The sequence below is a fragment of the Dechloromonas denitrificans genome, from assembly GCF_001551835.1.
Taxonomy (GTDB): Bacteria; Pseudomonadota; Gammaproteobacteria; order Burkholderiales; family Rhodocyclaceae; genus Azonexus; species Azonexus denitrificans.
The window spans coordinates 219,698-231,325 of the sequence record NZ_LODL01000013.1 but is presented as its reverse complement, the minus strand read 5'-3'; the positions used below and the strand labels follow the sequence as shown (position 1 = coordinate 231,325).

At 60.9% G+C, this 11,628-nt stretch carries 9 protein-coding genes and 1 tRNA gene; 7 read left to right on the top strand and 3 right to left on the bottom strand.

Going from position 1 to position 11,628, the window contains the following annotated elements:
* Nucleotides 1-166: 166 nt before the first annotated feature.
* Nucleotides 167-242, bottom strand: a tRNA-Thr gene (locus AT959_RS07315).
* 105 nt (nt 243-347) lie between these two features.
* Here AT959_RS07315 and murJ point away from each other — a divergent pair.
* Together murJ and AT959_RS07305 are read left to right on the top strand one after the other, a co-directional pair.
* A complete protein-coding gene (gene murJ, locus AT959_RS07310) occupies nt 348-1,898 on the top strand; it encodes a murein biosynthesis integral membrane protein MurJ (RefSeq protein ID WP_066882144.1) in 1,551 nt (516 codons plus the stop codon).
* A gap of 15 nt (nt 1,899-1,913) precedes the next feature.
* Nucleotides 1,914-2,543: a YbhB/YbcL family Raf kinase inhibitor-like protein gene (locus AT959_RS07305; RefSeq protein WP_066882142.1), complete on the top strand. Its 630-nt coding sequence runs from the start codon at nt 1,914-1,916 to the stop codon at nt 2,541-2,543.
* 55 nt (nt 2,544-2,598) lie between these two features.
* On the opposite strand, the gene AT959_RS07300 is transcribed toward AT959_RS07305, so the two are convergent.
* A complete protein-coding gene (locus tag AT959_RS07300; protein ID WP_066882140.1) occupies nt 2,599-3,504 on the bottom strand; it encodes an amino acid ABC transporter substrate-binding protein in 906 nt (301 codons plus the stop codon).
* A complete protein-coding gene (locus AT959_RS07295) occupies nt 3,501-5,357 on the bottom strand; it encodes a TolC family outer membrane protein (protein ID WP_083518272.1) in 1,857 nt (618 codons plus the stop codon). Before AT959_RS07295 ends, AT959_RS07300 begins: the two co-directional genes overlap by 4 nt.
* A gap of 134 nt (nt 5,358-5,491) precedes the next feature.
* On the opposite strand from AT959_RS07295, the gene AT959_RS07290 reads away from it, so the two are divergent.
* The 5 genes from AT959_RS07290 to AT959_RS07270 are packed head-to-tail and all read left to right on the top strand — an operon-like array spanning nt 5,492 to nt 11,614.
* A complete protein-coding gene (locus tag AT959_RS07290) occupies nt 5,492-6,139 on the top strand; it encodes a transglutaminase-like cysteine peptidase (RefSeq protein ID WP_066882138.1) in 648 nt (215 codons plus the stop codon).
* A 10-nt stretch (nt 6,140-6,149) separates the two neighbouring features.
* Nucleotides 6,150-8,063 (top strand): bifunctional diguanylate cyclase/phosphodiesterase, encoded by a 1,914-nt coding sequence (locus AT959_RS07285; RefSeq protein WP_066882136.1) that lies wholly within the window; start codon nt 6,150-6,152, stop codon nt 8,061-8,063.
* A 6-nt stretch (nt 8,064-8,069) separates the two neighbouring features.
* On the top strand, nt 8,070-9,533 hold the full coding sequence (locus tag AT959_RS07280; protein WP_066882134.1) for a CYTH and CHAD domain-containing protein: 1,464 nt from the start codon (nt 8,070-8,072) through the stop codon (nt 9,531-9,533).
* A gap of 4 nt (nt 9,534-9,537) precedes the next feature.
* Entirely contained in the window at nt 9,538-10,320 is a 783-nt protein-coding gene (locus AT959_RS07275; RefSeq protein ID WP_066882132.1) for an ABC transporter permease, read from the top strand.
* Nucleotides 10,310-11,614, top strand: a complete 1,305-nt coding sequence (locus AT959_RS07270) for an ABC transporter ATP-binding protein (RefSeq protein ID WP_066882130.1) — start codon at nt 10,310-10,312, stop codon at nt 11,612-11,614. Before AT959_RS07275 ends, AT959_RS07270 begins: the two co-directional genes overlap by 11 nt.
* Nucleotides 11,615-11,628 lie beyond the last annotated feature (14 nt).

Here is an 11,628-nt window from a genome sequence, read left to right as displayed (position 1 = left end):
GAACTCTCGACCTATACCTTGGCAAGGTATCGCTCTACCAACTGAGCTACTGCCGCATCATCTCCGCGGCCGGACAACCGGAGTTGCCCGACCTGACTGGCCAATGCCAGTCTTGCCGGAGAGCAAACAACCCAACCTTGCGGTTGGGAATATTGCTTGATTTGCCTGGTGCCGCTGACCGGAATCGAACTGGTGACCTTCGCATTACGAATGCGCTGCTCTACCAACTGAGCTACAGCGGCAAACCAAGGACGCGGATTGTACAGTAGTCTTTGCCGCCCGACAACGCCAAATGCACAGCGTAGAATCACTGTTTTTTCGCGCCCCTCCCGGCAAGAGCATCTCTTATGAATTTGTTGCGCGCGCTGGCCACCGTCAGCGGAATGACCCTGCTTTCCCGCACCCTTGGCTTTGTCCGTGACTTTGTCATTGCCCGCGCCTTCGGCGCCGGCCTGGCGACCGATGCCTTTTTCGTCGCCTTCAAGCTACCCAACCTGCTCCGCCGAATGTTTGCCGAGGGCGCCTTCTCGCAGGCTTTCGTGCCGATTCTCGGCGAATACAAGAACAAGCGCGGCGACGCCGAAACCCTGAGTCTGATCGAGCATGTCGCCAGCCTGCTGACCCTCGCGCTGTTCGCCATCACCGCCCTCGGCATCGCCGCCGCCCCCGTCCTGGTCTGGATTTCGGCCCCCGGTTATGCGGCCGACCCGGGCAAGTTCGAACTGACGGTAACACTGACCCGGATCACCTTTCCCTACATCCTGTTCATGTCGCTGGTCGCGCTTTCCGGCGGCATCCTGAACACCTGGAGCCGCTTCGCGCTGCCCGCCTTCACGCCGGTCCTGCTCAATCTCACCTTCATCGGCATGGCCCTGCTCGCCGCCCCCTATTTCGACCCGCCGGTGCTGGTGCTGGCCTGGTCGGTGTTCATCGGCGGTCTGCTGCAACTGGCCATCCAGTTCCCGGCCCTGAAAAAAATCGCCATGCTGCCGCGCCCGTCGCTGAACTGGCGGGCGGCCTGGGCCGACCCCGGCGTCCGCCGCATCCTGACCCTGATGGGGCCGGCCCTGATCGGCGTCTCGGTGTCGCAGATCAGCCTGTTGATCAACACCGTTTTCGCCTCCTTCCTGAAAACCGGCAGCGTCTCCTGGCTCTATTACGCCGACCGCCTGATGGAATTCCCCTCCGGCATGCTCGGTGCCGCGCTCGGCACCATCCTGCTCCCCTCGCTGTCGCGCTACCACGCCCGCGACAACCCAATCGAATATTCCAAGCTGCTCGACTGGGGCCTGCGCCTGACCCTGCTGCTCGCCGCCCCGGCAGCACTGGCCTTGGCCATCCTGGCCGTACCGCTGATTGCAACGCTGTTCTTCCAGGGCGCCTTTACGGTCGATGACGTTTTCCGTACCCGCGAAGCCTTGGTTGCCTATTCGGTCGGTCTGACCGGCTTGATTTTGGTCAAGGTGCTTGCACCCGGCTTCTACGCCCGCCAGAATGTCAGGACACCGGTCAAGATCGCGTTGATCTCGCTGCTCGCGACGCAGGCGATGAACCTCGCCTTCATCGGCTGGCTGCAGCACGCTGGCCTGGCCCTGTCGATCGGCCTCGCCGCCTGCCTGAACGCCGCGATGCTCTACCGTGGCCTGCGCCAGCAGGGCATCTTCACGCCGCAGCCAGGCTGGCCAGCTTTCATCATGAAACTGAGCCTGGCGATGGCCGTCATGGGCCTGGCGCTGTGGTTCGGCATGGGTAAGGAAAGCGACTGGTTGCAAAGCGGACTACTCGGCCGGACAATCCATCTTTCATGGCTGGTTCCGCTTGGCATTACGGCCTATTTCGCGACATTATGGATACTCGGCTTCCGCCCCCGCGACTTCAAGCGCCGGGCCGCCGAATAGACAGGAGACGCATTGATGAAACTGACCAGTAGCAGCTTCGCTGACGGACAGAAAATCCCCGGCGAGTTCTCGTTTTGCATCGCCGACCCGGCCCACCATGTCTGCCTGGGCAAGAATCTCAATCCGCAACTGGCCTGGAGCGATGTCCCGGCCGGCACCCGCTCCTTCGCCCTGCTCTGCCATGACCCGGACGTACCGAGCCAGGGCGATGACGTAAACCAGGAAGGCCGCACCGTCCCCGCCAGCCTGCCGCGCGTCGATTTCTTCCACTGGGTGCTGATTGACCTGCCGGCTGCGGTCGACGGCATCAAAGAAGGCGAATTCAGCAAGGAAGTCTCACCGCGCGGCAAACCCGGACCGCAGGCGCCGCATGGCAGCCGCCAGGGTATCAACAATTACACCGACTGGTTTGCCGGCGATAACGACATGCGCGGCGACTATTACGGCTACGACGGCCCCTGCCCGCCGTGGAACGACGAGATCGTCCACCACTACGTGTTTACGCTCTACGCGCTGGACATCGAGAGCCTGCCGCTGGAAGGCAAATTTGGCGGCCCGGAAGTCCGCGCCGCCATCGCTGGTCACGTGCTGGCCGAAGCCTCGCTGAGCGGCACCTACACGCTGAACCCCAGCCTGTCGGCCTGAAAATACAAAAAGGCCATGCCGGGCTGGCATGGCCTTTTGCCTTGGCCAAACCGGGTCAGTTCACCGGCTTGTCGTTTGGCGCCTGGATGGCCGCCTTGAGCAGCGTCGACATCGGCAGATCGAGACCGAGGTTGGCCGGCGGAATCGGACTGATGAACCACTTGTCGTAAATCCTCGCCAGCTCGCCACTCTGCATCAGGCTCAGCAAGGTTTCATCAACCAGCTTCTTCAGCACCGCATCATCCTTCGGCAACATGATGGCGTAAGGCTCGGCCGCCAAGCCGCCGACCAGCAACTCATAGCCATCCTTTTGCGTCGCCCGTTGCGCCGCCAGTGTTGCGTCGTCGCCAACATAAGCGTCGACCTCGCCCTTGGCGAGCAGGGCCATGGCCTCAGCCGGGGTATTGACCTGCAGCAATTGCAGGTTGATGTTGCGCATCAGGGCGTTCTGCTTGACTTGCCGGTCGGCGACGCCGCCGTTCAGAACGACCACCCGTTTGTCGGCCAGTTGTTCGAAGCGCTCGATACCCGCGCCTTTGCGAACCAAAACCCGCAACTCGCTGACATAGACGGTGTAAGACAGACCGACCTGCTTCTGGCGAACCACGGTACTGGCAGCGCCTCCGCAATCGAGATCGGTGATCCCGGTTTTCAGCATCATCACCCGCGCATTGTCGGTCACCGCCACCGGCACCAGCGGCACCGCCTTACCGATTTTCTCCTGCATGGTCTTGACGACATGGCCGCAGATTTCCCACAGGTAGCCGACGGGAACTGCCTGGCCCGGCATCTGGTAGGAAAAGGGCAACGCCGCTTCGCGATAGCCGACATAGACGGCATTGCGCGCCACCACCCGCTCCAGCGTCGGGCCAAGCGCGCCCGTCTCCTGAGCGGCGGCCCCGCCGGCAATCGCAAAAAGGCTGAGGCCCAGGGCAAGAGAGAAACGGCTGATTTTTTTCATCGGCTCACTTTACACCCGCCAACGGTATTCCCAGTACAAGGCACCGAGCTTTCCCGGTTGATCAGCCACTTGCCGCCGACCTTGATCAGCTCCAGGCTCTTCTGCGTCGTGTCCTTGTACTGATTCGACTGATAGACCTGGCGGAATTCGGCGAAGGCACGGTCCGGGCCGTCCAGCCGGATCTTGATGTCGTGCAGCTCGACGCCGATGTTGTCACGGGTCGCGATCCGGCTGCGCCGTAGTTGCGCCCAGTCTTCGCGGCTCAGGCCGCCGTCCGGGGTGAAGCTGGGGGCGTAGAAGGCGAGGTAGTCGTTGTAGTTCTTGGCGGCCCAGGCGGCGGCCCAGGCGTTGACCTGGGCTTGCAGTTCGCCGTCGAGGCTGGCCGGCGGCACGGCGGCGGCAGGGAGCGCCGGCTTGCTGTCGAGTTGGGCCATGGCGCGGGCGTTGAGGGTTTCGCGGTTGCTGGCGACTTGGGTGATGGCTTCAGCCGGGCAGAATTGGCGGGCGTCGCTGCCGGCGAGTTCGTTGGCGGCCGGGTCGCGGGCGTCGAGTTTTTGCAGGCCGAGGACTTCGAGCAGGGTGCCCATGCCGGCGTAGGTGCGCAGGTAGGCGAGGCTCAAGTCGGTGTCGGCGTTGACGGCGTTGCGGCGGGCGCTGAGCAGTTCGTTTTCGGTGTCGAGCAGGTCGAGCAGGGTGCGTTGGCCGACGTTGAATTGGTCGCGGTAGGCGTCGCGGGTTTTTTCGAGCAGGCTGACCTGGGTGGCGAGGTAGGTGCTTTGTTCTTTCAGGCGCTGGACGTCGTTGTAGGCGATGGCGAGGGTTTGCCGGGTGTCGCGGCAGGCTTTTTCGCGTAGATCGACGGCGAGGTGCTTGCGTTCGATGTATTGCTTTTCGCGGGCGCGGTCGCTGCCGCCGTTGAAGATATTCCAGCTGACGACGAGTTCGGCGACGTTGTAGTTGCGTTGACCGTCGACGCCGAGGTAGTTGTTGGTGTTGTCGGTGCGGGCCCGGAAGTCGAGTTTGGGGCTGTAGGCGGCACGGCGGACGTCGATGTCGCGTTCGGCGGCTTCGATGTTTTCAACGGCGGCGAGGAGGGCCGGGTTTTTTTGGTAGAGGGTGTCGAGGGCGGCTTTTTGGCTGGCCGGCAGTTGGTTGCCGAGCTGGCTGGGGGGGAGCACGGTGCCGGGGGGCTGGCTGTTGATCAGGCGCTGGTAGCGGGCGGTGACGTCGTGCAGGTTGGCGGTTTCGGTGGTCAGGTTGATTTCGGCGAGGGCGAGGCGGCTGCCGGCTTGTTCGAGGTCGACGCGACGACCGACGCCGCTTTGGGTGCGCCGGATGAGTTGTTCGTGGGTGGCTTTGTGCTGGACGTAGTTGTCTTCGGCGAGATTGACCAGGAAGCGGTAACGGAGGACGTCGAGGTAGGCGCGGGCGGCTTCGAGGGCGACGTTTTCGGAGGCGTCGAGCAGTTCGTAGTAGCGAACGAGGCGGGCTTTGTCGAGGCGACGGACTTCGTTGTGGGTGGCGAAGCCGTCGAAGAGCATCTGGTTGAGGCTGAGCAGGTAGCTGCTCCGACTGTAGTCGTTACGGTCGCGCAGCGGCGGTTGTTGCAGGGTTTCCCGGCCACCGCCGGCGGTCAGGTCAACGCGCGGCAGGAAGCCGCCGCGAGCCACCCCGATTTCTTCTTCCGCCGCCTTGTAGTTGTGCCATTTCGAGGTCACTTCCGGGCTGTTCAGGACCGCTTGCTGGGCCACTTCTTTCAGCGTCGCCGGCAGCGATGTCTGGGCAAGGGAAGGAAAGGAGACTGCAAAAAACAGGGCAAAAACATCAAGTTTTGCAAATTTATTGGTTTTCATACACAGTAAAAGTTTGATTTGCGCGGATTATAGGAAGCCGCCAGCGAATCCACCGTGTAATATTCCTCATTTCAGGCTAATCAATTCAGCCGCTTACTCCCGCTCTCTTGGCAAAAATACGCGCCTTTTCCCGCATGCTGCTACTGGCTGCCCTGCTCGGCCCGGTCAGCCTGTTTTGCCTGACGGCCGTGGCCGGGCTTGATTTCGACCGTTTGCAGCAAGCGCTGATCAGCCGCTTCGGGCCGTCCTCCGGGCCGCTGTTCAACGACTGGCGAAAAATGCTGGCCGAGGGCTCGACGCGCAGCGAAGCGGAAAAATTGCGGCGGGTGAATGATTTCTTCAATCGCCGCATCGCCTTTGACGACGATTTCAGCATCTGGGGCCAGTCCGACTACTGGGCGACACCGATCGAAACCCTCGCTAACGGGCGCGCCGACTGCGAAGATTTTTCGATCGCCAAGTATTACTCGCTGATCAATCTCGGCATTCCCGTCGCCAAGCTCCGGCTGGTTTATGTCAAGGCCTTGCAGAATGGCCCGAACGGGCCGCTCCAGCAGGCCCACATGGTGCTGGCCTATTACGCCTCGCCGAGTACCGATCCGCTGGTACTCGACAACCTGATTCCCGATATTCGCCCGGCTTCGCGGCGCACCGATCTTTCACCGATTTTCAGTTTCAACAGTGCGGGGCTTTGGCAAGGCACCGGCAACCAGTCCAGCAAGAGCAATCTCTCGCGCTGGCAGGATCTGCTGGCCCGGGCGCGCGCCGAAGGCTTCCAGTGAGGTAATCGTCATGTCTTTATTCCGCCAACTCTGGCTCGCCGTCATTGCGAGCACCGTGATCGCCTTCGCCGGCAGTTTTCTGGCCAGCATGCTGACGGCACGCCACTATCTCGAGCACCAGCTGGCCATCAAGAACAGCGATAACGCCTCGTCGCTCGCCCTCTCGATGTCGCAACTGGAGAAAGATCCGATCACCGTCGAATTGCAGGTGGCAGCGATGTTCGACAGCGGCCAGTACGCGGCGGTGCGGCTGATTGATCCGGAAGGCAAGACGATGATCGAGAAAACCAGCCCGGCGATGGCGGGCGATGTCCCGGCCTGGTTCATTCGCCTCTTTCCGGTCGCATCGCAACCCGGCCTGGCCCAGGTCAGCGCCGGCTGGAACCAGTTCGGCACGATCGAGCTGGTCAGCCACAGCCAGTTTGCCTATCAGGAACTCTGGGACGGCTGCCTTAAGCTGGTCGCCTGGTTTCTGATCGGCGGCTGCTTCATGGGCCTGCTCGGCATGCAGTTGCTGCGCAATATCAAACGGCCGCTCGATGCCGTGGTTGGCCAGGCCCAGGCGATCAGCGAGCGGCGTTTCATCCGCATTGCCGAACCTGCCGCGCCGGAACTGAAGAGCCTGGCCAGCGCGATGAACGCCATGGTCGAGCGCCTGCAGGCGATGTTTGCCGAAGAGGCGGCGCGTCTCGAACAGGTACGCCGGGAAGCAACGCTCGACAACCTGACCGGCCTGGCCAACCGCGCCTTTTTCCTGAACCAGCTGGAGGCCGCGCTGAGTGATGACGATGCCGCCAGCAACGGCACCCTGCTGATGCTGCGCGTCGCCGACCTGGCCGGCATCAACAAGCGCGCCGGCCGCGAAACCGCCGACGAATTGCTGCGCCGTATCGGCGGCAAATTCGCCGAGATTGCCGCCAGCAAGCCGGGCGCTGCCGCGGCCCGCCTCAACGGCGCCGATTTCGCCATGCTGCTGCCCGGCGTTCAGGATCCAACGGCGACGGCCGAGCAATTGCTCAGCCTGCTGCGCGACCTGAGCTCGGCCGGTCTGATCGACGGCGAACGCATCGGTCATCTGGCCAGCGGGCTCTATCGGCATGGTCAGGGAATCGGCAACCTGCTGTCGCAGATCGATGCTGCGCTGGCCTCGGCCGAAAACCAGAGCGGCCTCGCCTGGTGCCGGGCGGAAACGGGCTGCGAACAGCATGCCGCCTCCAACGCCGACTGGAAAAAGCTGCTCGAAGGCGCCATCGAAACCCAGCGCCTGCGCTTGATCGACTTTCCGGTCGCCGGCAATCGGGGCCAGTTGCTCCACCTCGAATGCCCGCTTCGCCTGCAGGCCAGCGAAAATGGCGAATGGCTGGCCGCCGGCAGCTTCATGCCGATGGCCTCGCGCCTGTCGATGACCACCGAGCTCGACCTGGCTGCCGCCCGCCTCGCCCTGGACCGCGTTGCCGCCGGTGCGGCGGCGGTTGCGGTCAACCTCTCCGGCGAGTCAATTTTGAGCGCCGCTTTCCGCAGCAGCCTGCAAGCCCTGATCAGCAGCCGGCGCGAGCTTGCCCCCCGCCTCTGGCTTGAGGTGTCGGAAATCGGCGCCTTCCAGCATTTCGCCGAGTTCCACGCCTTCTGCGATGCGATGCGGCCACTCGGCTGTCGTCTCGGTATCGAACATTTCGGCCGCCAGTTCAGCGAAATCGGCCGCCTGCACCACATCGGCCTCGACTACCTGAAGGTCGATGGCAGCTTTATCCGCGCCATCAATACGCAGCCGGGCAACCAGGCCTTCCTCAAGGGACTATGCAGCATCGCGCACAATATCGGCCTGACGGTGATCGCCGAAGGCGTGCAAACGGCCGAGGAGCTCGCCACCCTGCCCGACTTGGGCTTCGACGGTGCAACCGGACCGGCTGTCCCGAGGAACTAGAAAAAAATGAGCACCGAAATCGAGCTCAAGCTCCAGCTGACGCCCAAGATGGCCAAGAAACTGGCCAGCCATCCACTGCTCGCCAACATCGCGCCGCAGAAACAGCGCCTGCTCAACACCTACTACGACACGCCGAAACTGGAGCTGCATGCTCGCCGCATCGCCATGCGCTTTCGCAAGAAAGGCTGGCAATGGCTGCTCACCGTCAAATCGGCCGAACCGGCCAGCGGCGGTCTGGCCATGCGCAGCGAGTGGGAAACCCAGGCGACGCCCGGGGTCTTCGATTTCAGCCATGTCGACAATGACGAATTGCGTCACTTTCTCGAACAGGCGAGCGAGCAGTTGGAGCCGGTTTTCACCACCGATTTCCGCCGGCAAATCTGGCTCGTGCCCTTTGGCGAATCCCTGATCGAACTGGCAGTCGACCGCGGCACTATCGAAAGCCGGGGCAAAAGTACGCCCATCTGTGAAATCGAACTCGAACTGCTGTCCGGCAAAGTTGAAGATATTTTCGGCCTGACCCGCCTGCTGCAGGAAAAGCTCGACCTCCACCCGGCCATCGCCAGCAAGGCCGAGCGTGGCTACAAGCTGTTTCTCGACGAGCCACTGCTTCCCTTCAAGGCAAAACCGGCCACACTAAGCCCGGAACTGACCCCGATCGAAGCGTTTCGCAGCATCACCCTCGGCTGCCTGGAACACTTTCAGCGCAATGAATGCGGCCTGCTGAGCAGCAACGACCCGGAATTCGTACACCAGGCCCGCGTTGCACTGCGCCGGCTACGCTCGGCCATCAAGCTCTTCGCCCCGGTCCTGCCCAGTGAATTCGTCACGGCTTACGGCCAGACCTGGCAAACGCTGGCCTCGGCGCTGGGCGATGCCCGCAACTGGGATGTATTTCTGACCGAAACGCTACCCCCGATCCAGGCCGCCTTCCCGAACAATCGCGACCTGCGCCGTCTGAAAAACGCCGCCCGCCAGCGCGCCAAAGGTGCCCGGCAAGCGATCACCGGCCTCCTCGCCACCCGCGAATACCCGCGCCTGCTGATCGAATTCACCGCAGCGATCTATGCACTGGGCGACATCCTGCCGGTGCCACTGATCGAGTTTGCCAACCAGCGAATCGGCACCCGAACCAAAAGCGCCCGTAAACTAGCCCTGAATCACGCCACGCTCGGTGCCGCAGAACGTCACCGCATGCGGATCTGCTTCAAGAAACTCCGCTACTCGCTCGAATTTTTCCAACCGCTGCTCGCCGGCAAGCGCCTGATACCCTATCTGGCGGCGCTTGCCAAACTGCAAGATGAACTCGGCCTGATCAACGACCATATCACCGCTGAAGCCATAATCAACGAACTACTTGGCAAGCCAGGCCCCATCCACGGCTGGGTCGCAGGACGGCATGAACTTCTGGTAAACGAATTGGCGGGGGCGCTAGAAATCTGGTTAGCCCAGCGGCTACCTGATTGCTGAACGGATGAACAAAACCACAAAATTTTCCCGCTGCTACTTGCTCAGCCAGCTGATCAAGCGCGACGTCCTGCTGCGTTATCGAGGCGCAATGTTCGGGGTCGCCTGGATATTTCTCAATCCGCTGATCATGCTTGCCATCTTTGCCTTCGTCTTCGGCCAGATCTTCCAGGCGCGCTGGCCGCAACAGGAAAGCGGCGCACCGTTCTGGCTCGTACTTTACAGCGGGTTGATTGCTTTCAACATCTTCGCCGACGCGATCTCACGTGCCCCGGCCGCAGTGCGCAGTTATCCAAGCTATGTGAAGAAGATCATTTTCCCGGTAGAAATCCTGCCCCTCGTTCCCTTGGGGGCCGCTCTAGTACATGGCATCTTTAACTACCTGATCCTGCTCGCCGCCCTAGCCTGGACCGGCCACCTGATGCCGATGGCCCTATTTTACCCATTGGCCCTAGCCCCTCTGCTCCTGCTCGCACTCGGTCTCGCCTGGTTTCTTGCTGCCTGGGGCGTTTTCATCAAGGACATGAGCCAGATCGTTCCGCCATTCGTACAGATGCTGATGTTCATTTCACCAGTGCTCTACCCGGTAAACGCGGTTCCGGAAATGTTGCACCCGTTCTATCAACTCAACCCGCTCGGTACGGTAATCGACACTTGCCGCAACGTCGCACTGGGGCATCCGGCAGACTGGTTGAGCTGGACTATCGCCTTGGTGCTGGGGCTCGCAAGCGCATGGTTGGGCAACGTCTTCTTCCACCACAGCATGGAGGAATTTGCCGATGTCCTCTGATCTGCTGCCACCGATGAACGACGACATAGCCATTTCGGTCCGAAATCTGACGAAGAACTATCGCCTTTTCAATCATCCCGGAGATCGGATCAAGCAATTCCTATCGCTCGGAATCAAGCAATACCATCGGGAGTTTACGGCGCTTGACGATGTTTCCTTCGATATCAAGAAGGGAGAAACTGTCGGCATCATCGGCCGCAACGGGGCTGGGAAAAGCACCCTCCTACAACTAATCTGTCAGATACTGAAACCAACTTCCGGCTCAATCCTGGTTAATGGCCGCATTCTAGCTTTGCTTGAACTCGGTGCCGGCTTCAACCCAGAATTTACCGGCCGCGAAAACATCTACTTCCAAGGCGCACTAACGGGCTTTACTCAGTCCGAAATGCACCAACATTTCGAAGCTATTGCTGAGTTTGCTGGCATCGGCGATTTCATCGACCAGCCCGTCCGAACCTATTCAAGCGGCATGTTCGTGCGACTAGCCTTTGCAACAACGATTCATCTCGAACCGGACATTCTGATTCTGGACGAGGCGCTCGCAGTCGGTGACACAGGATTTCAGCGCAAATGCTTTGAGCGAATCGGCATGATTCGCCAACAAGGCGGAGTTGTCCTCTTAGTTTCACACTCGATGGAACAGGTTGCACACTACTGTGACCGTGCCATCCTCCTTGAACAAGGCCACGTCGTTTATACAGGAGATACAGCAGAGGCTATCGGCCACTACTTCGCTGTCCTGGAAGCCTCCGGCAGCGCTCCCACAAAAGCCGCTCGAAAATACTTGAGAGGAAACGATGAAGATCTCTTAAGTCGCCGCCTCAACTATAATGTAGCTGAAACACGGTGGGGAGATTTGGCTGCCAGCATCGCCGATGCCAGTATTCACCAAGGTATGCTGACAGCCCCCGACCGACTACTGGTGGGAAGACCGACCGAGCTTCGATTCCAACTCAGTTTTCACGCCGATGTCGAGTTTCCGGTATTCGGTGTTGCTGTCAAATCGCGAAATGGCGCGATACTCTTTGCCAGCAACTCAAAAATCTTACTGGGTCTTTCCAATCCGCCCCGCCAAGCAGCTGGAAGCAAACTCTGTGTAAGTATTTACTTCACTCCTTGTTGCGATGCAGGCGACTACCTCGTCTCGTTTGGCGTGACGAGCGAGACGGTGAACGGTTTGGTTACTCATGATCGGCGCTATGATGCGCTACTAATGACCCTTGATGCTACCAGCGATATATCTGAGAACCACTCACCCACCTGTCGAATCTCGATAGATTCACTCCCCTTTTAACTCGCCGAAACCTT

What these genes read in the sequence shown, in the direction of transcription:
- murJ (WP_066882144.1), top strand. Translation starts at nt 348, where the DNA reads ATGAATTTGTTGCGCGCGCTGGCCACCGTCAGCGGAATGACCCTGCTT.
- AT959_RS07305 (WP_066882142.1), top strand. Translation starts at nt 1,914, where the DNA reads ATGAAACTGACCAGTAGCAGCTTCGCTGACGGACAGAAAATCCCCGGC.
- AT959_RS07300 (WP_066882140.1), bottom strand. Translation starts at nt 3,504, where the DNA reads ATGAAAAAAATCAGCCGTTTCTCTCTTGCCCTGGGCCTCAGCCTTTTT.
- AT959_RS07295 (WP_083518272.1), bottom strand. Translation starts at nt 5,357, where the DNA reads ATGAAAACCAATAAATTTGCAAAACTTGATGTTTTTGCCCTGTTTTTT.
- AT959_RS07290 (WP_066882138.1), top strand. Translation starts at nt 5,492, where the DNA reads ATGCTGCTACTGGCTGCCCTGCTCGGCCCGGTCAGCCTGTTTTGCCTG.
- AT959_RS07285 (WP_066882136.1), top strand. Translation starts at nt 6,150, where the DNA reads ATGTCTTTATTCCGCCAACTCTGGCTCGCCGTCATTGCGAGCACCGTG.
- AT959_RS07280 (WP_066882134.1), top strand. Translation starts at nt 8,070, where the DNA reads ATGAGCACCGAAATCGAGCTCAAGCTCCAGCTGACGCCCAAGATGGCC.
- AT959_RS07275 (WP_066882132.1), top strand. Translation starts at nt 9,538, where the DNA reads ATGAACAAAACCACAAAATTTTCCCGCTGCTACTTGCTCAGCCAGCTG.
- AT959_RS07270 (WP_066882130.1), top strand. Translation starts at nt 10,310, where the DNA reads ATGTCCTCTGATCTGCTGCCACCGATGAACGACGACATAGCCATTTCG.